The organism is Prevotella sp. KH2C16, assembly GCF_900113305.1.
Classification (GTDB): domain Bacteria; phylum Bacteroidota; class Bacteroidia; order Bacteroidales; family Bacteroidaceae; genus Prevotella.
This window is the reverse complement of record NZ_FOOW01000031.1, coordinates 1-20,105: the sequence shown is the minus strand read 5'-3', so window position 1 is coordinate 20,105 and position 20,105 is coordinate 1. Positions and strand designations below refer to the sequence as shown.

Genomic DNA, 20,105 nt, shown 5'->3' with positions numbered 1-20,105 from the left:
GGAATGGCACGGCTCATACCTTGAAAGAATTCGCCCGAAGAGAGCGGACGGTTGGGATTGAGCACTACATTGCTGTCTGTCTCTTGAGCAAAGGCTGCCCCCGTTGCTGATGCAAGTAGCATCACTGATAAAATAAGTTTCTTCATTGCTGTTATTGATTTGATGTTATTGTTTACTTCTCATTTTCCATTATTTTATTTGGTCTGAACCAAAAACAGGCGATAGCCCCCTTTGAGTGTTACCTTGACGGTGCGCAGTTTCTTTTGAAGAAGCTGGCTTGCGCCCTGCATCACGCCACGGGCCGCCTCGGAGATAATCTGGTCCTTGGCGGAGGAAGCGAAAGTGAAAGATGTCCCCATCGAGCCTCCGATGTTCGCCCCCACTTCTTTGAGAGCGTTGATGTCCTCCGAGCCGGGGATATACACACCCTCCTGTCCGTCCGTGTCGTATGCCGAGAGCTTGACGGCTATGATATGCCCCCCCACCTCAATGCTCCTGATGAGCAGGTGCATACGGTTGCCCTCAATCTTGGCAACAGCTATCAGCCGGCTCTGCCGTGGAATGCGCAGTCCCTGCACCTTGGCAGTCTCCAACAGACGGAGCACCACATTGTCGCCCTCCTTGAGCGTGGTCGTCCTGTCCACCACCACTTTGAGCGTGTTGCGCATCATGGGAGCAGCCGTGCCTGTGAGCGAATGGAAACCTAAATTGCGTGCTTTCATGCCGTATTCCGCAATGAAATCCGCATCGCTCATCGGCTGGTTAAGCGAGGACACCACCTGTTTGCCCTCCGCCAACACTTCCACTGCGGGTGTATTGGTTGATGCTGTCTGATTTTTCATAGCATCATCGGATGGTTTTCCATTATCCTTTCCATCCGTAAAAGCATTGGCCAAAGACGGTGGAGTGGCAGATGTCTTTGGCAGATACTTCGCCGCCATCTGATAGCTCTTTTCCATCAAGGCGAGCTGTCGTTTCTCCTCATCATCCTCCCTGCTGTCCTTGGAGGATAATTCCTTTTTGAGGTTGTCTATCTCCTGTTTCATTGCCTCACGCTCCTCCTCATACGGATCGGGGGCGTAAAAAGAGTTTAGCAGACGGTTGTTTTCCTCATAACGGCGCATCGAGCTTTCAATCTTTGCCGTGGAAGCGGCTGCTTCGGCACGTTCCGTTTCCGTTGGAGCCGTATTCTCGGCGAAGTAGTCGGACAGTCGTCCCATCTCCTCGCGTGCCTGTTGCTGCTCGTGCGCCTTGTCGCCCAGCTCGTAGGCTTTGAGCTTGTTGCCCGTCAGCTGCTCGGTGGTCGCCTGCGGTATGCTGTCGTTCAAACCCTGTCCGGCAGCGGTCTTGTCCTTGCCCGACGGGGCAAAGATGAACCACATCGAGAGGGCGAACAGCAGTCCCAGCCCTCCGAAGACCAGGCCTTTCTTCAGTTGTTCTTTCTGTTTATTATCCATTGTTGTCGATTTTTTTGATGATGTTGTAGGTAATAATTGCCGTATAGCTCGTGCAAAGTGCTGTCCGTCCGTATGGGACTGTCCATCAGCTTTCCCTTGGGGACAGGCAGTCTTTCCTCCTCTGGAGGCAGGAAGAACTGTGCTATCATCCAAAGGGAACAGATAAGATAGACAATGCTCAGCCCATAGACGATTTCCTTGCGCTGTCTTATCGTGAGCTTCTCGCACCGATGGCGGAGCCACAGATGAAGCCTCAGATAATGGCGGGCGAGCGGATGGTTTCCTTTCCTTGCCATAGCCTTATCGTTTATAGGTTTGAATATCCCTGTTCTCACGCACAAGAAAATGCTCCATCAGGAAGCCCTGCGGATTGTTGTCCGAGCGGACGGAGTTCTGCAGCGTGCAGGTCGTGACAAGACTTCGCTCCGTGACGTTGCTCTGTCTGACGATGAACTGCCGGGCAAAGGTCGTTACCTCGTAAGGGTAAGCGTTAAAGTTGCAGTGTATGGAGTCCACCTCTATGCGCTGGTTTACATTGCCCGATATGGCGCGGTTGTAATAGCCTTTCTCCGCCAAGTCCTTGTAATAGTTGAAAGCCGACTTGTCGCAAAGCAGAAAAGCACGCTGCATATTCCCCTCAATGGCATCCTTGTCGGGCGCAATGGTGAAGAACAGCTCGTGGAAGCGGCGGACATGCTCGCGGGCTTCCACGGGACGGTTACGGCTTGCGTCCTGACTGAGGGCGAGCATGAGCGACTTTCCTTGGTCAAGCACATAGATCTTCTCCCGCTGCTCCTTGGCAAAGGCATACGAGGCATAGACAGCATAACCGCTCACCGCCACGCACACGATGGCGAAGACAAAGGCGTAGAGCCGTATCTGTCTGAAGGAAGTCTCGATATTGGTGAGTGATTTGAATTCCATTTCTTTCCTTTCTTTATTGGTGATTATTTTCCCTTGAACAGCCTGCCCTTGATACGTCCGCCCACATTGCCGATGGCTGCACCTGCGCCACCTGCCACATATTTGCCGCCCGTGTATGCACCATGTGCGCCACGCTGTGCCGTCTGATTGACATTGCGACCGTAGGAGCCGATACCGCCGCCTGCCTCGATTATCCAGCCTGCCACGGTAGGCACGCAGAAGTAGCCCACGATGCCGATGAGGAAGAATACGATGTAGTACCACGTCCCCGAATCGGGCAGGTAGTTCGGGTCGCTGAGCGCCTCGATGTCCTTCTGCATCATCAGCACCTGTATCTTGGTGAGCAGTGCCGTGAGGATACTGCTGACAGGCAGCCACAGATAGACCGATATATAGCGTGAGAACCAAGCCGTGAGCGAACCCGACAGACCGTCCCACACGGCAATGCCGAATACTATCGGACCGAGTATCGAAAGGACGATAAGGATAAAGGTGCGGAGCGTGTCGATGACAAGCCCCGAGGCATGGAACAGCAGTTCCATCAGGTCGTGAACAAGCTTCATCACCCATTGCTTGGTCTGGTAGGCGGCACGCTCGGCGTACATCCCCGCAATCGTCACGGCATCCTCCGGACCGATGATGCCCATTTCCTCTATCTTCTCATCGAATTTCTCATTGGACACCATATAGGCCGTTTCGGGATTCTTGAGGTAGGCTTCCTCCTGCAACTTATCTCTCTTGGCGGTAAGCTCCGCAAGGTTGCCCTCCTGCTGATGCACCATCATCTCCGTCCCCTGCACCACGGGCGAGAGCACGGCGTTCATCGTACCCAGCACGATGGTCGGGAAAAACATGATGCAGAAGCCCAGCACAAAGGGACGGAGCAGCGGAAACACGTCTATCGCCTCGGCACGGGCAATGGAAGCCCACACCCGAAGGGCGATGTAGAAGAGTGCGCCCAAGCCCGCTATCCCCTTGGCAATACCCGTCATCTGGGCGCAGAGGGGCATCATCTCGTCGTAGGTCGAGCGTAGAAGCTCGTGTAAACTGGCAAAATCCATAAGCGAATCTGTTTGGTAAATGTTTTATTGTTGTCCTGCCTGTGGGATTACCAATACCTGCTTGCCGTATTGCCGTAGAGTGCCTTGACGGAGGCGAGGTCGTTCCTCTCCCTTGCACGGACATAGCTCACGGAGATGTTCTTTCGTGTGTAGTATGACACGAGCGAGCGGTATTCGCGCAATGTGGTGTAGATACGGTCGATAGCCTGCATGCGCTCGTGGTCGTTCATGGAAAAGACACCCGACTTGGCAACGGACTTGAGTTCCTTCAGGCTCTCACCGCTCTGCTCCAGCAGCTTGGCGTAGCCCGAAGCCATCGCAGCGAGTTCGGAGGGACGGAAGTTCCTGTCCGAGAGCATTTTCTTATAGGAGGTAACGTAAATCTCCGAGATGTCGCCCACCATGAGGATGCACTCCTTAACCTTGTAGGCATCGCCGATGAGATTGTTCACCTTCTTCAGCGCATCGTAATACTTCTTGGTGTCGTTGTAGAGCTTCTCCACCTCCTTGAATCCGTCCAGGGTGTTCTTGACCGTCTTGCCAGCCGTGGCAATCTCCTTGACGGAGTTGGCGATGTTGCCCGCGAAGTTGCCTGGGTCATAGACCGTCCACTGTGCGTGGGCTTTGCCATTCATAAAGAGAACGGCACAAATCATCAGCATTAAAATCTTTGTCTTCATTGTTCTTTCTTGTTTATGATGTGAATAATATGTTTATTTGAATTCTCATTAAGGAGTGTCAATCATTAGTGTTTAACACCCTTGCTCGTTAGTGTTTAATACTATAATCCGTGGAGTCTTATATCAAAGAGCAATCTATCTACTTCGTGCAGCACGCTTTTCAGCAGCCAACTGACGGATAGCGGTCTCGATGTCACCGCCGAGCTGTTCCGCACGTTGCATGACCTCCACCTTTTCTGTTTCCTCCGTGGTGTAGGTAAGGTATTCCTCCATGCTCACCTCCGTGGCATAGACGGCACTCTGCATACCGCCCAAGCCAATCCATACCTCTTTGTAAAGCCTGTTCGGGTCGTTGTTCTGGTTGATGGAGAGAATCTGGCTTTTCTCCTTTTCAGATAAGCCGAGCATCGCCTGTATGCCGTCAAACTTGGTCATATACTTGCGCTGGTCGAGCAGTATCTTGCAGTCGCTGTTGTTGATGATGCTCTCCTTGACGATGGGTGACTGGATGATGTCGTCCACCTCCTGCGTCACGACAATGGCTTCACCGAAATACTTTCTGACGGTCTTATACAAATATTTTATATAGTCCGCCATGTTTGCCGAGGCAATCGCCTTCCACGCTTCCTCGATAAGTATCATCTTTCTGATACCTTTGAGTCTTCGCATCTTACCCAAGAAAGCCTCCATGATGATAATCGTCACCACGGGGAAAAGGTCTTTGTTGTCCTTCACTTGGTCAATCTCAAAGACGATGAAGCGTTTACTGAGCAGGTCAATGTTCTTGTCCGAGTTCAGCAGGAAGTCGTAGCGACCGCCACGATAGTATTGCTTCAGTGTCGTCAGGAGGTTGTTGATGTTGAAGTCCGAGAGCGTTACCTCGATGTCCCGCTTTTGCATATCCTCCCGATAGACGTCCCGCAGATACTCATAGAAGGTGTTGAAGCAGGGAACGATGGTATGATCCGTCCGGATAAGTTCTATATAAGTATTGACGGCAGAACCAAGTTCGCCTGCTTCTGTCTTGGTGATATGCTCATCGGCACTCTTCCAGAGCGTGAGCAATAAGGTACAGATACTCTCCCTTTTCTCCACGTCAAAGACGTAATCATCGGTATAAAAAGGATTGAATGAAATGGGATGTTCATCCGTATAGGTGAAATATACCCCGTCCTCTCCCTTGGTCTTGCGGTGAATAAGCTCACACAAGCCCTGATATGAGTTACCCGTATCGACCAAGAGGACGTGCGCCCCCTGCTCGTAATACTGGCGTACCATGTGGTTGGTGAAGAAACTCTTGCCGCTGCCCGAAGGACCCAAGATGAACTTGTTGCGGTTGGTAATCACGCCCTTTTTCATCGGCAGGTCGGAGATGTCCAAGTGGATGGGCTTGCCCGAAAGACGGTCTGCCATCTTGATGCCGAAGGGAGAGAGCGAGTCCTTGTAGTTGGTCTCTGCCGTAAAGAAGCAGAGAGCCGGCTCGATGAAGGTATAGAAACTTTCCTCCGCGGGAAAATCGGCGGCATTGCCGGGAATACCCGCCCAATAGAGCGTTGCCGCGTCAATGGTGTTGTGGCGTGGTCGGCACTCCATCAGGGCAAGGGCACTGCCCACGTCATTCTTGACAGCACGCAGTTCCTCCTTGTCGCTGCTCCATGCCAGTACGTTGAAGTGGGCACGGATGGAGGTCAAGCCCTGCGAATGGGCGATGTTGAGGTATTCCTGTATCCACTCCTCGTTAATCTGATTGGAACGGGAATAACGAGCCAGCGAGTGCATGTTCCTTGCCTGCTTCTCGAAGCGTTCAAGATTGGCGTCGCTGTCCTCGATGAAGATATACTGGTTGTAGATATGGTTACACGGCAGCATCAAGCCCACGGGAGCGGCAAAGGAAAGACGGCAGTCGCTCCTATCGGTGGAGAGCCGTTCATACCGGCTGTCGGTACTGACCGTAGTCGGCAGGTCGTCCGTGTCAGAGAGCGTATGCAGACAAAGCATATTATCGCCCACACGCACAAGGTCAGCACCCAGACGGATGTCCTCCAGCGAGGCGTGTCCCTCTTCCGAGAGGGAGAAATACCTATCCAGCAAACCGCCTTTTTCCTTTGTGCCTACCAATTCTTCCTCCGTCATGCGGGTAATCCTTATCTGTTCGGTGTCATTGATGATACGCTCGAACTGATCGACGGCTTCCATGAACATCATCACCTCGTCCTTGTTGGTGATTTCCTTGGGCAGCAGGTGTCCACGGCAGAGCGAGGAAAAATTGCTCTGCTGCGCCATGCGCTGCCTGTTGGTCTTGGTAAGGAACAGGTAAACGCTGTGATGCAGGTACGGACGCTCGTTGAAGTGCCGTTCGGATGCACGGGCAAGGAAACTCAACCCACCGTCGGAGAGCCTGCACCGATAGTCCTCCTTGATGAACCAGTCCTGCTTGTGGACGATGCTGTAATTAGGCAGCACTTTGATTGCCTTGTGCCAAGCCGAGTGCATCGCCTCGTATTCTGCGGAGGTGACGGTAAAGAGTTCGGGCAGTTCCACACGGAAAGCCACCGTGATGTCCGCATCCTTGCTCACCATGCACCCCTGCTCGACGGAGAGCAGCGGGAATTTCGATTCCAAGGTCGTTATCTTGCTTACATTTCTCATTTCTTCTTTCTTTGGGGTTGAAGGTTACGGATAAGATGAAAGACGGTACGGCGGTTCACAAGGTAGCGTGGGTGCATACGCACCGCCCCCTGCTTCATCAGCCCATACCGCCCATACTTTCGGTTCATGGCGAACGTTTGCCACACCACGAGGGTGGCACCCACTACGCCTATGACCAGACAGGCAATCTGGCTGACTCCGCAGAGGTAGAGTACGACCACGAGAATGAAGACGGCAAGCAAGCCTCCCGCAAGGAGGAAGAGATACTGCGCCTTCAAGCCCTTGAACTCCACCGTCCGACCTATACCCTTGTTGATTTCCCACTCAGCCATTGTTACAGGAAGAAGGAGCGCAGGATGGTTGCTGCCACGATGAGGAAGATACACGCACCGAACCAAGAGGCGGCGGTCTTGCTCGTATCGGGGTCTCCCGAACTGAACTTATTGTACACTTTTATGCCACCAATCAAGCCTACCACGGCACCGATGGCATAGATGAGTTTCGTGCCCGGATCGAAGTACGAGGTTACCATCTTCGTGGCTTCGTTGATACCCGCCATGCCGTTGCCTTGTGCGTATGCTCCCACGGCGGTAGCCATCAGCAGGAGCAGCATCATTGTGATTTTTTTGTTGTTCATTTTGCTGTTTATTTTAAGTTGTTAAACGAATTGTCTTCTTGTGGAGGTGTTAGGGGTGGCTCGGTTTTATCGTATGACAGATATTGGCTGATTGTTTTACTTTTGAGCCACCCCCTGCATTCCTCCGAAATATGAAAATCAAGAAATCATTTTTACAGATAATAGGACAGCGGACGGTCGGCTTCTTCCGACACATCATCGCCATCTTGTGTTGTATCATTATCAGGATAGGTTGTTTCTTCGCTCATCATTTCCGCTTCCTCCGCCTTGCGGATGGCGGCAAGGAGTTTCTGATGGTCTTTCTCCTGCTTGAGCGTTGTCTCCTTGATATAGTCCATGAGCTGTGTACCCCGAATGCTTTGCAGCGTGTCCCGCACCTCTGCTTCGTTTACCCCGTCAAGCGCATCATCATTCTTGTGCCAACCATTGACACGAACTAAGTCCCGTGCGAGAATGGCGGACGGTGAGACCTCCGGCATTGCATCATCCGCAATTTGCAGTTCTTCACGAACGATGCTGTCCTCATCCGGCTCGTCCATCGTGTAGTCAATCTGCATCCCGTTCTCTTCGGCTGTACCTTCCGCATCTTCTGTTTCTTCGGGTACCGGAGGATTTTCCCCTGCAAAAGTACCGGGTTTTTCGGCTGGATTTTCAGTTGGGGAAACAGCGGGAACTTCGGGGACAGACGGGGAAACGAAAGGTTTGCTCCTGCCCACCAAAATATGGCGGGCATTGTCTGTCTGCTCTTGGGAAACGGCAGGCTTGGGGCTCTCGCCTTGCCTGTTTTCTTTCCGGCCCGGAGTAATCTTCCCCGATTGGGTTGCAGAGTCTTGAAACACTTTCCAGAGGTATGCAATGCCGAGTATCAGCCACACCACGCCCAATAGAAGGATTATGTTGATAAGAATCGTTTCCATCGTTTACAATTTTAACGTATTCAGTCTTCTCTGTTTGTCGGCGGCATCATTGAGCAGGTCCTGATGTGCCCGTAAATGCTCCCGTAAGATATTCTCTATATAGGAAGCCATTGGCACACGCTCATTCAAATCATGGAGAACATTACGAAGCAACTGCAAGGTTTCCACGTTCATGGTAAAAGCCGTTCTTTGAGTAAAGCGGGAGGTCTGGAGAAAGCGGTTACGGTAACTCTCTATATCCGGACAGTCCGCAAGCCTTGAACTGTTTTGGGTATCTTCTTTGAGGAATTGGAGGTATGCAGCCTCCGGTTCCTCTGCTTGGTCATTGACAGCATGCTTTCAACAGGAGATAAATACCTGTCCATTCGCACGCAGAAATAGACAATGCTGATAAGCATCCACGCCAATCCTAAAAGAAGGAAGGCATCGAATAATAATGTATCGGTCATAAATTGAGTGTTTGGTTACGTTTATACTGTGCCGCTGCCTTGTTGAGCATGGCTTGGTTTTCCCTTAAATGCTCAAGTAGAATATTTTCTATGTAAGAGGTCAAGGTGGTTTTGGAACGGACATCACGGAGAACATCCCTGAGCAGTTGCAGAATATCACTGTTGATGGTGAATCCGGATTTTCCGCTGCCGCGTTGCGAACAATTAAGGTAGCGTTCGCGATATTCCTCAAAAGACAATTTGGCTCTTATACTTTCCTCCTTGCATTCCTTGGCTTTAGGCTTCCTTTCCGATGCAAGCCCGGCAGTGCCAGCCGCTTCTGCACACACGGGCGCAGAACTCCCGGACGGTTCTGCCTCCACTTGCTCCTTATCAGGCTTCAAGCGCTCTAACTCGCGTTCATAGTCCGTGGGCTGGTCATAGAAGGGGGAATCTTCCGGACTGCGTACCTGCACCCCAAAATTACCCATCTCCTTGAGCTTTTGTTGCAGGATTTTCTTCCGTTCTTCGTTGATGGAACTCATAGGCTATTGAGGTATAATATGACATTTCTCCATCACTTCCTCCACCCACAAGTCTATCCCCGTTGGAAGCCGCAAGGATAGCGAGGGGGGAAGATAAGTACTTCGGAACACCCCCTTAACGCCACCTTGCCCCAACTCTCTTGAAAATCTTACAGAATGATACACATGGGCATCAAAGAGATTGATTTCCTGTTCCTTTGCATACTGCGTGTAATGGTCCATGACAATGGTGCTGGCGCTGCGGTTGATCTTATTCCAAAGTAAGAGCAGGTCCTTAATGTGCGCATCGCTTAGTCCTATTCCCAAGTCCCTGACAGCCTTGGCGTATGCAAAACTGGAGACCAGGGATTGGGGATCGGCTTCGATGGGAGTGATGATATAATCCATGTCTATGGAAAGTTGAAGCAGGTCTTCGGTTCCGGCATGACCGGGAAAGTCGAAGATGGCAAGGCTTATCTCGGTGTCATGTGAACTGACGTATTCCTTGACATCCTTTATGGCATCTTTCGGTGTTGAGCGGATGATCGGATAAGCCTGTTTTCCGAATTTGGTAAAGAATTGCGTCATCTGCCGGGATAGTTCCTCGTCATTTTCAATCATACGGCGTTCTCTTTGCCGCAGCTTGAAAAAGGACTCTTGTGTCCCGTCACAGTCCACGACCAAGAGAGAGGCTCCCTTTTCGTAATAAAGGATGGAGGCGAGGACTTCGGCAAGGCTGCTTTTGCCCACACCGCCTTTTTGAGATGCAAAGCCTAAAAATACAGGCTGTTTTGTGGATTGTTGTTTCATTGTTTCTGTTTTTTTTTTGTTTTATCTGCTTTGTGGTTTACTCTTGGCTCAGTTGATGAGTGAGTAAGTTAATCAGTCAGTCAGTAAGGGAGTCCATCTTGACTTATTTACTGATGGACGGGCTGACTCCTGAACCGACTTACTGACCGACTCATCTACTGACTTGACGACTGACCGAGTCTTTGGCCAATGAACTTATCGACTGAGCTCAGTTAGTTGGTAACAGAGTTGGTCAATGAGTGAGTCGCGACCTAAATCAGTTGCAAAGTAAGTCAGTAAATCAGTCATTTCCAACCCTTAGGGAAATTGAGGGAAATGAAAGGAAAAAGAGTGAATATCGTTGATAATGAGATATTTGAAAATCCGCCGTAACTTTGCAGACGAGAATAAAACATGGAGGTAACATCCCGAAGCAGACACCCCAAAAGGGTGGATACTTCAATCGTATCAACTCTTGATATTGGCAAGGTGTGTCTTTGTAACACAAACCGCAGTTTGTACCACAAAGACCCTTGCCCCGAAGGGGGATAAATTCCTCCAAAGTCGTAATTAGAAACCAAATGGATATGGATAAGAAAGAGGGACATAGTTCAGAACGAAAGGCGGCAGAGAAGCCACGTTGGGACAACTGGCATGTACGGTTGCCCAACCCGAAAGACCAGCAAAGGGCGATAGATTTGTTTCAGCGTTCAGGTGCAGAAACCAAGTCGGATTTCGTGCGTGGTCGCATTCTTGGAGAGCATTTCAAGGTGATTACGGTGGATAAATCCGCCGTGGAATATTACCGAAAACTATCCGAACTGACGGCACAAATCCATAAGATTGGCGTGCTCTATAACCAGACCGTGCGGGCCATCAACAGCTACCACAGCGTGAAGACCGCACAGATTCTTCTTGAAAAATTGGAGAAATTGTCTGCTCAAATCATTGCCTTGCAGGAACAGGCTATCCGTCTGACCATAGACTACCGCAAAAGATGATAGCAAAGATTTCAAGTACGGAGAACCTTGGAGGGGCACTCGGCTACAACTTCAAAAAGGTGGAGAAAGGGGAAGCAAGCATTCTTCTTGCCACTGAGTTGTATCAGGACAGGGAGGGTCGTTATACGATGGAGGAGGTGTTTGCCGATATGGAGGCTCTGATACCGAGGAAATGCCGAACGAAGAAAACGGTGTTCCACTGTTCCCTCAATCCGCATCCGGACGAGAAGCTCTCCGATGAAACGCTCACGCTGATAGCCAAGGATTATATGGAGGCACTTGGCTATGGCAAACAGCCTTACATCGTATTCAAGCATAGTGACATCGCCCGTGAGCATATACACATCGTGTCGCTTCGGGTTAACAGCAAGGGAAAGAAAATCAATGACAGGTTTGAAAAGCGGAGAAGCAAGCAGATTACCGACGCTTTAGAAAGGAAATACAACCTCATTCCAAGCTCAAAGGTCAGTGAGAAGGCGGAAACAGAAACGCCCAAGGTGGATATGGGTAAGGGAAACATCAAGGAGCAGGTGGCAAGTATCCTCTGTATGGTGCTGAAGCATTATCGCTTCTGTTCCTTGGGTGAGCTGAACGCCATCCTCTCCACATACAGTGTTGCTGTAGAAGAAGTAAAAACGGAGTTTCGGGGAAGGAAATACGACGGGCTTGTCTATGTCCCAACCGATGACAAAGGCAACAAAATAAGCACACCTATCCATGCCTCGGACATCGGTCGTGGTGTGGGCTATACTGCCGTACAGAACAGGATGCAGAAATCGAAGCAAGTCATCAAGCCATTGATTCCAGCCGTTAGAAGGAAGGTGTTGGAAGTTATGCGTACTGCTCCCGATACAGAAGAAAAACTCCGAAAAAGATTGGAGGAACAGGGCATGCGTGTGGTTATCCGAAAAAACGAAAGCGGACGCATCTATGGCATTACCTTTATTGACGACGAAGGAGGCATTGCGCTCAATGGCTCCCGATTGGGCAAGGGATATGCCGCCAATGTATTCAACGCCTATTTCTCCAATCCAACGCATAACCCATTCTTGGATGAAACGCTGTATGGCAGTTCGTCTGCCCGTTTGGAACAATCGCCGACCATTCAACCCTCGCAATCAGAGACGGAAGAAGGAGACAACCTTGTCGATGAACTTATAGAGGATATGGTGGGCGAGTCATTCGGAACGATGGGCAACGATGATTGGAAGGAAACTGCATGGCAGCGTAAACTCCGCAGACAAAGTAAGGTAAAACTTAGACGAAGAAAACATTAAATAAACGAGCATTTCAATCTCCCCTCCCTTCGGAGGGGTTGGAGGAGGCTACAAAAACATAGCATTATGGCACAGGAAGATGATTTAAGGGCATTGGGTAAAGTCATGGACTTTATGCGGGGAATATCCGTGATATTCCTCCTCATTAACTGTTATTGGTTCTGTTACGAGGCTTTTCAAGAGTGGCACTTTACGCTCGGTATCATCAACAAGATACTCATGAACTTTCAGCGCACCACGGGCTTGTTCTCATCCATACTTTGGACAAAACTCTTTTGTGTGGTGTTTCTTGCCTTGTCCTGCCTTGGGACAAAAGGAGTGAAGGAAGAGAAAATCACGTGGCCAAAGATTTGGACGGTGCTTTTCTCCGGCTTTGTCTTTTTCTTTCTCAACTGGTGGCTGCTGGCGTTGCCCATTGGTAAGATTGGTGCAGCTACGCTCTATATCTTCACACTATCCGTGGGCTATATCTGCCTGCTGATGGGCGGTGTATGGATGAGCCGTCTGCTCAAAAACAACCTGATGGACGATGTTTTCAATACGGAGAATGAGAGTTTTATGCAGGAAACAAGGCTGATGCAGAACGAGTATTCCGTCAATCTACCCACACGCTTCTACTACAAAAAGAAGTGGAACAAGGGCTGGATCAATGTAGTCAATCCATTCCGTGCCTCAATGGTGCTCGGCACACCAGGTTCGGGTAAGTCCTATGCCATTGTGAACAACTATATCAAGCAGCAGATTGAGAAAGGCTTTGCCATGTATATCTACGACTATAAGTTCCCCGACCTTTCTGAGATTGCCTACAATCACCTGCTTCATCACTTGGATGCCTACAAGGTAAAACCGCAGTTCTATGTAATTAACTTTGACGACCCACGCAGGTCGCATCGCTGCAATCCCATCAATCCCGCCTTTATGACGGACATATCAGATGCCTACGAGAGTGCCTACACGATTATGCTCAACCTCAACCGTTCTTGGATACAGAAACAGGGAGATTTCTTCGTGGAGTCTCCGATTATCCTATTGGCAGCCATTATATGGTTTCTAAAAATCTATGAGAACGGAAAGTATTGTACCTTCCCTCACGCCATTGAGTTCCTTAATCGTCCCTACGCACAGATATTTCCAATACTCACTTCATACGATGAACTTGCCAACTACCTTTCGCCCTTCATGGATGCGTGGGAGGGTGGTGCACAGGACCAGTTGCAGGGACAGATAGCCAGTGCCAAGATACCGCTATCACGTATGATAAGCCCTGCTCTCTATTGGGTAATGACGGGCGATGATTTCTCGCTCGACATCAACAATCCCAATGAGCCGAAAGTTCTAGTAGTGGGCAATAATCCCGACCGTCAGAACATCTATTCGGCAGCACTTGGTCTGTATAATAGCCGTATCGTGAAGCTCATCAATAAGAAGAAGCAGCTCAAATCGTCTGTGATAATCGACGAGCTGCCGACAATCTACTTTCGTGGTTTGGATAATCTCATTGCTACTGCACGAAGTAACAAGGTGGCGGTATGTTTAGGTTTTCAAGACTTCTCACAGCTTACTCGTGACTATGGGGACAAGGAGAGTAAGGTAATTCAGAACACGGTGGGTAATGTGTTCTCCGGGCAAGTAGTTGGGGAAACTGCCAAGACACTTTCCGAAAGATTCGGCAAGGTGCTTCAGCAGCGACAGTCTATGACTATCAATCGTAACGATAAATCAACCTCTATTTCTACGCAGATGGACAGCCTTATCCCTGCATCGAAAATCAGTAACCTTACACAGGGTATGTTTGTGGGTGCGGTATCCGATAACTTTGATGAACGCATCGACCAAAAGATTTTTCACGCAGAGATTGTTGTGGATAGTGCCAAGGTGTCGGCAGAAATGAAAGCATACCAGCCCATTCCCGTGATAGCCAATTTCACAAACGAAAATGACTCCGATAATCTTGAAGAGACTATCGAAGCCAATTATCGCAAGGTGAAAAAGGATATATTGTCGCTTGTGAATGCAGAGGTCGAGCGCATCAAGGCTGATCCTGCATTGGCGCATCTCGTCAAAGAATAGTTCCTACTGATTTTCCTTTCTCCTGTACTCCGTGGGGGTAACGCCACATACGTTCTTGAACGCACGCACAAAATTAGGATAGGCGTCAAAACCGCACCGGTCAGCCACTTCGTTGAAACTCATCTGTGGATTGCCATCAAGCAGGTTCTTCGCCTTCTGTATCTTGATACGCTGTATGTAAGCCGACGGGGTATATCCCGTGAGAGCCACCAATTTGCGATAGAATTGGCTGTTGCTCATACATGCGTTCGAGGCGATGATGGATACATCGACTCCCTTGTTGCGCCCAAGTAACGTATGGATGGTGTCTGATACCTTCGAGAGAAAGCGCAGGTCTGCATGATTGAGCGGTGCATCATCGTCTCCGTCATCCCTCTTGCTGTCCATTGCCACCTGTGCGTATTTCTCGCACAAGAGCCGTCTGCCCTCCAAGAGTTTTTCCACCCTTGTGCGCAGTTCGTCAGCGTTGAACGGCTTGGAGAGATAGGCGTCGGCTCCGGCTGCTATACCCTTGATGCGCTCTTCCTCCGTAATCTTCGCCGTGACGACAATGATGGGGATATGGTTGATGATTTCGTTGGAACGTACCTGTCGGCAAACCTCCAGCCCATCCATGCCGGGCATCATCAGGTCGGTGATGATGAGGTCGGGCACCAGTTCCTGCGCCTTTTCCAGTCCCACCTTGCCATTCTCGGCATAGGAAACGGCATAGCGGTCAGCGAACTGCGAGCCGATATAGGCCGCAATGTCGCTGTTGTCCTCTATCACGAGCAGACGGCATTGCTCGTCGCCGCCCTCGCTGTCGGCAAGTACAGGTTCTTCCTTGGGGAGCAGCGGAGTGATGCCAAGATTGCCGCCTTCCATCTTCCGCTTGGCGGTATGCTGTATGGGCACACTGATATGGAACGTCGTCCCCTTGCCCAAGGTGCTTTCCACCGTAATCTTGCCTTTAACGGCATCCATGATTTGCTTCACGAGTGCCAACCCCACACCCGTACCGATGTTTGGGACATCGTTCTCTGCCTGATAGAACGCCTCGAACACATGGACCATTGTCTTCTTGTCCATCCCCTTGCCCGTGTCCTCCACGTCGATGAGCAACCAATCCTTCTCGCGTTGCAAGGAGAGGCTCACCCTGCCGTATTCGGGCGTGAACTTGAAGGCGTTGGAAAGCAGATTGTTGATCACCTTGTTTACATAATCCGGAACAAAGTCCATCTCCACCGTGTCCTTGGCAAAGAACTGCAGGTCGATGTTTCGGCTGCGGGTATAGTCGCGCCAACTTTCAACAATCATCGTGAAGTAGGCGGTGATATTGCCATTGCGCCAGTCCGCATTGCCCACCGACGATTTGATTTTCGAGATGTCAAGCAGTTGGTTGATGAGCGTGAGCAGTCCCTTGCCCTGCCGCTCGATGGTCTGCGCCTTGTCGCCGACATCCGTCACTTCCGGATTCTGCAGGTCGTGGCTCAGTCCGAGTATCACGGTGAGCGGTGTGCGGAACTCATGCGTAATGTTGGTGAAGAAGTTTTCCCGCATCGCCGACATCTTTTTTAGGATCAGATGATTGCGACGGCGCAATCGGTTCGTGTAAAGAACTGCGGCGAGCAGGCCACCCAGTGCCAGCAATACCACACCCAATACGATGAAACCGACATACCGCATCGTGCGCTCACGCTCCAGTCGCAACTGTGCATCGTTCATCTGTCTTGTCTGTCTGTTGCGCTCTATGTTCAGGCTCGTGTTCTGTATGCGGTTCACCTTCTCCATGTCCAGCACGCTGTCCTGCATCGCCATAGCCTTTTCGTAGGACATCAGTGCCGAGCGGCAATCACCGGTCTCCTTGTAGTGCTGATAATATAAGGTATGGATTTCTGCCAAGTGTTCCGGCGACTTGATGGCTTCTGCCACCTGCTTTGCTTTGTCAAGGTGCTCCAACTCCTTGGTGCCATTACCCGTGGCATGGTAGATGCCCGCGAGGGCGATGAGTGAGTTCAACGCATGCCATTCATCCTTCGAGGCTTGCATCAACCGATAGGCAGTCTCATATTCCCCTCTCGCCCTCTCGTATTGTCCCGCTTTCTCGTAGAGCGAGCCGAAATAGGTATGGCAGAGCGATATGCCGAGGTCACTGCCCGCTTCCGTGTTCAGTGCCATCGACTTGCGGTAATATACCCAAGCCGAGTCCGTCTGTCCCCGGTGCTCGAAGATGGAGCCGAGGTTGGCATAGTTGATGGCCTGTCCCAGTGCGCTGTTCAGTTCCTGTTCGCCTTTCAGAGCCATGCGCAGGGTGCTGTCGGCCCGTTCGTAATTGCCCAATGTCATATATATATTGCCCAATCCGTTGAGCGACACTACGCGGTTCTTCTTCGCCGTGAAGGATGTGTCGGCACATTCTTCGCTCAGTGTCCATGCGCGGTAATGGTACTCCTGTGCCACGTCGAGCACACCCATGCGCCGATAGTCGGTACCGATGTTGTTCAACGCCTGCACCCATTCCAGCGTGTCGCCTATGCTCTCCGCTTGTCTCAGCCCTTCGCTGTGGGTGCGCAGGGCTTCCTCAAAACGGCTTTCGTTGCGCAGGGCCTTGCCCCATTCCCTCAAGGCCACGACGCTGCCCAGCCTATTGCCCTCACTTTCCAGCCGCTTTTGCAGCAGGGCGAGCGAGTCGGGCGTACGCACTGCACGCACGATACTGTCAGCCGCCTTGCGTTCGTCGGGGGTAAAAGCAGTAGGTTTCCTCCCACATGAAACGAGCAGGAAAGAAATTGAGACAAAAGCTACTAATACTTTTAAAATTAATAGCTTACGTTTATCCATCGTAGATGTTAAACGGCTCGTCGTGAGGTTATAAAGGGGGTGCTTGGCCATGTTTATAGTTCTGTATATATACGATGATTTAGGGGTGCTCATATTTTATTTTTCTTCTGTATCGGTTTGACCACTTTCATTGATAGCACCTCCTTTCGAGGTGGTCGGCAATGCGATGACACGCCATCGCTTAGGGTTACTGTCTTTCACGATATATCCCTTCTCCGAGAGTGTCGTCAGTTGCTTCTGCACGGCCGAGGTGTTGATGCCCAACAGCGAGGACAACTCCGCATTGGTGACTCTGGGATTGTCGGCAAGTATATGCAGCAAGCGCGGGGTACGGGGGCTTCGGAATGAGATGAGTCCGCCGTTGTACCACCATATACGCTCCGCACTGCCCTCCACGAAGGCTATGTTCTGCATCAGTTCGCCGGAAAGCTGCTTTTCCATATAGGCCGTAAAAGGCTTTATCTGTTCCAGCGTGGCGTTCGCACCGTCCGAAGGGAAAGTCCCTACCTGCGCATCGGCTGCGCTGAGCGCATTGAGATAGGTATGCTTGTCGCTGCTGCGGACGACGATCATAGGATACCGCTTGCGCAGCAGGATGAAGTTCACTAACAAGCGGGCTATGCGTCCGTTGCCGTCTTCAAAAGGGTGTATGCGGATGTATCTGTAATGAAACAGCGAGGCGAGCTCGATGGGGGTATATTCATCGGTGCCCGCCACACGGTTGTACCAGTCCACAAGGTCGTGCATGAAAGCCGGCGTTTCTTCAGGAGAGGCGTAGTCGAAACGTTCTCCCGTGGGAGTGATAACGGAGTTCGGGCGTGTCTTGTAGCAGCCCGCGTGTACCACATAACTGGTCTGCACGCCACCGGGCAACTGTCTGAGCACTTCATAATCCTCACGCAGCATCGTGTGTTGCATGTTCCGTATGAAGTTCTCCGTCAAGGGATGGTCGCTCAACGCCTCTGTTTCCATCATCTTCAGGCATACGTTGTGCGCCTTCATCTCTTCCAAGTCCTTCATCTTGGCCGAGCCGACCACCTCGCCGAGCAGTAGCAGCACTTCCGTCTGTCCGTAGGTAAGCGTGTTCCCCTCGATGTGGTTGCTGTTGAAGTTGAAGTCGAGCATGAACTTTCGTCGAAGCCGCCGCTCATCTTCCGGCGAGAGGGGCTGCAGTGATAGCCATTTCTGATAGAGTTCCTGTATCTGTTTCATTCAAATGAGTATTTGACGACACAAAGTTAAAAAATCTTTTGAAACAAACCAAGAAAACAACCACCTTTTTTACTTGAACTACTATCAAAGGTGGTAAGTATGCAAGCCTGCACATTTGCAAATTACTCGTTATATGGGGACAAAATCCGATGAAATATAGCAATAAAAAGCATAGCAAGCCTCGAAAAACGCTATCTGTTAAAAATGGCAAAAATATCACTGCTAAAATACTGCTATACAATGCTTTATAAGCATCCTATGCACGATAATGATAAGTCGACGAAATGAAGATTGCACGATATTGATAGGTTTTTGACCGATAATGATAAGCCCTTTCGTGCCACGTGCCCGTAACTTTGCAACAAGAATCAGCGACACTCTGCAAATCGGGAAACAGGTGTCCCTTTGCACTCGCTTCGAGAATCTTTAGAGTATAATTAAAAACAAAAAAGATATGCGGCAGAAAAGTGATAAACGTACCAAACGGCAAGAACGTTATATGAAGTTCTCGGAAGACCATATCCGGTTCCTCGACGACATACGCGGCACTATCCGTGAAATGATAGATATCGAGCTCGACCGTCGTGGTGTTTCTCCTGATGGCAATCCTCATCCCGAGAATCCGCCGCCTGACCCGAAAGGCAGGGAGCCATCGGAAGCCAAAACCGAAGAGCCGAACGACCGTCCCTGCCGCACCCTCTGGAAGCGCATCGTGAGCCTCTTCACCGTATGCCTATAATAATATAAGGTATGTAGAACAGACATATATATAAACCCTTTTAATTCTAATTAAGTATGAACAGCAAACGAACAAAACCGCTCATTCCGCCGCTCAGCGGCCGATGGGCAAGGGTGGGTCTTACGGCACTGCTCACCGCTTTCGTCGCCGTCGGCGCACAGGCGCAGACCTTTGACGAGGGCAGTACGCAGCCGCCACGAGACCACAACAGCGAACTACGCACTCGCACTTGGAGCATTTACGCTCAAGGCGGACTGTTGTGGGCTACCGACGTATGGTATCAGAACCTCGATGCCAAGCGCAGTTACAAACAATCGCCTGCCGTGGGCGGAGGCGTGGACTTCACCATCCGACCGTGGGTGCGTGTGGGAGCAGAATACCTCTGGTCGCGCTACCGCCGTGAGCAGCGTTTCTCCACACTCGACACCAAGACGATGCCCGTGAAGGCCTACGGCAACTACCTGATGAACTTCCACAATGCCAAGCTCGGCGTAGGCTTCAACCTTATGGAGTTCTGGCCGCGCCGCCGGGCGCAATGGCTCAACATCTGGGCCGGCACAGGCGTGGGCTACACCATCGGACGTGGCAACGAGTACGGCATGTATTTCAGCAACACCAAGACGCAGGACGGGCAGACCACACCGCTCACCGACGGGGCGAGCATCAGCAACGACGATGCCATCACCATCACGGGCAATGTGCAGACGAAGAACCGACACGAGAAGTTCAACACCTTCTACATCCCTGCCTCGCTCCACATCGAGGCCGACGTGAGCCGCCGCTTCACCATCGGACTGAAAGGCGAGATGGACTGGTTGCTGAACCGCAAGGACATCGCCCCGAAGAACCTCGTCTTCGCCCTCGCCACCGTGCGCTACAACTTCGTGCCGAGCCGTGCCCGTGTGCAGCGTGCCTACTAT

Annotated in this window: 18 protein-coding genes and 2 pseudogenes; 5 read left to right on the top strand and 15 right to left on the bottom strand. The window is 50.9% G+C overall.

The features are described from left to right. The 13 genes and pseudogenes from BM114_RS14680 to BM114_RS13055 form a co-directional block, all read right to left on the bottom strand. Positions 1–146 (bottom strand): annotated as a pseudogene (locus tag BM114_RS14680) (conjugative transposon protein TraN); the annotation flags it as partial. Positions 147–194: 48 nt separating this feature from the next. Continuing rightward, positions 195–1,457, bottom strand: a complete 1,263-nt coding sequence (traM, locus tag BM114_RS13110; RefSeq protein ID WP_092113202.1) for a conjugative transposon protein TraM — start codon at positions 1,455–1,457, stop codon at positions 195–197. After that, positions 1,430–1,753 (bottom strand): hypothetical protein, encoded by a 324-nt coding sequence (locus BM114_RS13105; protein ID WP_092113200.1) that lies wholly within the window; start codon positions 1,751–1,753, stop codon positions 1,430–1,432. Before BM114_RS13105 ends, traM begins: the two co-directional genes overlap by 28 nt. 4 nt (positions 1,754–1,757) lie before the next feature. Beyond that, entirely contained in the window at positions 1,758–2,381 is a 624-nt protein-coding gene (gene traK, locus BM114_RS13100) for a conjugative transposon protein TraK (RefSeq protein ID WP_092113198.1), read from the bottom strand. Positions 2,382–2,404: 23 nt separating this feature from the next. Further along, positions 2,405–3,442 (bottom strand): conjugative transposon protein TraJ, encoded by a 1,038-nt coding sequence (gene traJ / locus BM114_RS13095; RefSeq protein WP_092113196.1) that lies wholly within the window; start codon positions 3,440–3,442, stop codon positions 2,405–2,407. A 47-nt stretch (positions 3,443–3,489) separates the two neighbouring features. Continuing rightward, positions 3,490–4,122 carry a DUF4141 domain-containing protein gene (locus BM114_RS13090; RefSeq protein WP_092113194.1) on the bottom strand — a complete coding sequence of 211 codons (633 nt, stop codon included), beginning with the start codon at positions 4,120–4,122 and terminating at the stop codon, positions 3,490–3,492. A gap of 135 nt (positions 4,123–4,257) precedes the next feature. Further along, on the bottom strand, positions 4,258–6,771 hold the full coding sequence (locus tag BM114_RS13085) for a TraG family conjugative transposon ATPase (RefSeq protein ID WP_092113191.1): 2,514 nt from the start codon (positions 6,769–6,771) through the stop codon (positions 4,258–4,260). Beyond that, positions 6,768–7,103, bottom strand: coding sequence for a DUF4133 domain-containing protein (locus BM114_RS13080; protein WP_092113189.1), 336 nt, complete (start codon positions 7,101–7,103; stop codon positions 6,768–6,770). Before BM114_RS13080 ends, BM114_RS13085 begins: the two co-directional genes overlap by 4 nt. A 2-nt stretch (positions 7,104–7,105) precedes the next feature. Further along, on the bottom strand, positions 7,106–7,408 hold the full coding sequence (locus BM114_RS13075; RefSeq protein ID WP_025069449.1) for a DUF4134 domain-containing protein: 303 nt from the start codon (positions 7,406–7,408) through the stop codon (positions 7,106–7,108). A gap of 152 nt (positions 7,409–7,560) precedes the next feature. Next, a complete protein-coding gene (locus tag BM114_RS13070; protein WP_092113186.1) occupies positions 7,561–8,325 on the bottom strand; it encodes a hypothetical protein in 765 nt (254 codons plus the stop codon). Positions 8,326–8,328: 3 nt separating this feature from the next. Continuing rightward, entirely contained in the window at positions 8,329–8,562 is a 234-nt protein-coding gene (locus BM114_RS14755; protein WP_092113183.1) for a DUF3408 domain-containing protein, read from the bottom strand. Between the two features lie 208 nt (positions 8,563–8,770). Further along, positions 8,771–9,298 (bottom strand): DUF3408 domain-containing protein, encoded by a 528-nt coding sequence (locus BM114_RS13060; protein ID WP_092113178.1) that lies wholly within the window; start codon positions 9,296–9,298, stop codon positions 8,771–8,773. 3 nt (positions 9,299–9,301) lie between these two features. Then, positions 9,302–10,087: a ParA family protein gene (locus tag BM114_RS13055; RefSeq protein WP_092113175.1), complete on the bottom strand. Its 786-nt coding sequence runs from the start codon at positions 10,085–10,087 to the stop codon at positions 9,302–9,304. A 566-nt stretch (positions 10,088–10,653) separates the two neighbouring features. On the opposite strand from BM114_RS13055, the gene BM114_RS13050 reads away from it, so the two are divergent. The 3 genes from BM114_RS13050 (at position 10,654) to mobC (ending at position 14,414) form a co-directional block, all read left to right on the top strand. Then, a complete protein-coding gene (locus tag BM114_RS13050; protein ID WP_092113215.1) occupies positions 10,654–11,067 on the top strand; it encodes a plasmid mobilization protein in 414 nt (137 codons plus the stop codon). After that, on the top strand, positions 11,064–12,344 hold the full coding sequence (gene mobB / locus BM114_RS13045; protein WP_092113171.1) for a conjugal transfer protein MobB: 1,281 nt from the start codon (positions 11,064–11,066) through the stop codon (positions 12,342–12,344). Before BM114_RS13050 ends, mobB begins: the two co-directional genes overlap by 4 nt. 66 nt (positions 12,345–12,410) lie before the next feature. Next, a complete protein-coding gene (mobC, locus tag BM114_RS13040; protein WP_092114092.1) occupies positions 12,411–14,414 on the top strand; it encodes a conjugal transfer protein MobC in 2,004 nt (667 codons plus the stop codon). A gap of 3 nt (positions 14,415–14,417) precedes the next feature. Here mobC and BM114_RS13035 read toward each other — a convergent pair whose 3' ends face one another. Continuing rightward, entirely contained in the window at positions 14,418–17,285 is a 2,868-nt protein-coding gene (locus BM114_RS13035) for a hybrid sensor histidine kinase/response regulator transcription factor (RefSeq protein ID WP_092114090.1), read from the bottom strand. A 45-nt stretch (positions 17,286–17,330) separates the two neighbouring features. Continuing rightward, positions 17,331–18,446, bottom strand: coding sequence for a Fic family protein (locus tag BM114_RS13030; RefSeq protein ID WP_092114088.1), 1,116 nt, complete (start codon positions 18,444–18,446; stop codon positions 17,331–17,333). A gap of 499 nt (positions 18,447–18,945) precedes the next feature. Between BM114_RS13030 and BM114_RS13025 the strand changes: the two genes are divergently transcribed. Continuing rightward, positions 18,946–19,185: a hypothetical protein gene (locus tag BM114_RS13025; RefSeq protein WP_255406527.1), complete on the top strand. Its 240-nt coding sequence runs from the start codon at positions 18,946–18,948 to the stop codon at positions 19,183–19,185. Positions 19,186–19,241: 56 nt separating this feature from the next. Beyond that, positions 19,242–20,105 (top strand): annotated as a pseudogene (locus BM114_RS13020) (hypothetical protein); the annotation flags it as partial.

What these genes read in the sequence shown, in the direction of transcription:
- traM (WP_092113202.1), bottom strand. Translation starts at nt 1,457, where the DNA reads ATGGATAATAAACAGAAAGAACAACTGAAGAAAGGCCTGGTCTTCGGA.
- BM114_RS13105 (WP_092113200.1), bottom strand. Translation starts at nt 1,753, where the DNA reads ATGGCAAGGAAAGGAAACCATCCGCTCGCCCGCCATTATCTGAGGCTT.
- traK (WP_092113198.1), bottom strand. Translation starts at nt 2,381, where the DNA reads ATGGAATTCAAATCACTCACCAATATCGAGACTTCCTTCAGACAGATA.
- traJ (WP_092113196.1), bottom strand. Translation starts at nt 3,442, where the DNA reads ATGGATTTTGCCAGTTTACACGAGCTTCTACGCTCGACCTACGACGAG.
- BM114_RS13090 (WP_092113194.1), bottom strand. Translation starts at nt 4,122, where the DNA reads ATGAAGACAAAGATTTTAATGCTGATGATTTGTGCCGTTCTCTTTATG.
- BM114_RS13085 (WP_092113191.1), bottom strand. Translation starts at nt 6,771, where the DNA reads ATGAGAAATGTAAGCAAGATAACGACCTTGGAATCGAAATTCCCGCTG.
- BM114_RS13080 (WP_092113189.1), bottom strand. Translation starts at nt 7,103, where the DNA reads ATGGCTGAGTGGGAAATCAACAAGGGTATAGGTCGGACGGTGGAGTTC.
- BM114_RS13075 (WP_025069449.1), bottom strand. Translation starts at nt 7,408, where the DNA reads ATGAACAACAAAAAAATCACAATGATGCTGCTCCTGCTGATGGCTACC.
- BM114_RS13070 (WP_092113186.1), bottom strand. Translation starts at nt 8,325, where the DNA reads ATGGAAACGATTCTTATCAACATAATCCTTCTATTGGGCGTGGTGTGG.
- BM114_RS13060 (WP_092113178.1), bottom strand. Translation starts at nt 9,298, where the DNA reads ATGAGTTCCATCAACGAAGAACGGAAGAAAATCCTGCAACAAAAGCTC.
- BM114_RS13055 (WP_092113175.1), bottom strand. Translation starts at nt 10,087, where the DNA reads ATGAAACAACAATCCACAAAACAGCCTGTATTTTTAGGCTTTGCATCT.
- BM114_RS13050 (WP_092113215.1), top strand. Translation starts at nt 10,654, where the DNA reads ATGGATAAGAAAGAGGGACATAGTTCAGAACGAAAGGCGGCAGAGAAG.
- mobB (WP_092113171.1), top strand. Translation starts at nt 11,064, where the DNA reads ATGATAGCAAAGATTTCAAGTACGGAGAACCTTGGAGGGGCACTCGGC.
- mobC (WP_092114092.1), top strand. Translation starts at nt 12,411, where the DNA reads ATGGCACAGGAAGATGATTTAAGGGCATTGGGTAAAGTCATGGACTTT.
- BM114_RS13035 (WP_092114090.1), bottom strand. Translation starts at nt 17,285, where the DNA reads ATGGCCAAGCACCCCCTTTATAACCTCACGACGAGCCGTTTAACATCT.
- BM114_RS13030 (WP_092114088.1), bottom strand. Translation starts at nt 18,446, where the DNA reads ATGAAACAGATACAGGAACTCTATCAGAAATGGCTATCACTGCAGCCC.
- BM114_RS13025 (WP_255406527.1), top strand. Translation starts at nt 18,946, where the DNA reads ATGAAGTTCTCGGAAGACCATATCCGGTTCCTCGACGACATACGCGGC.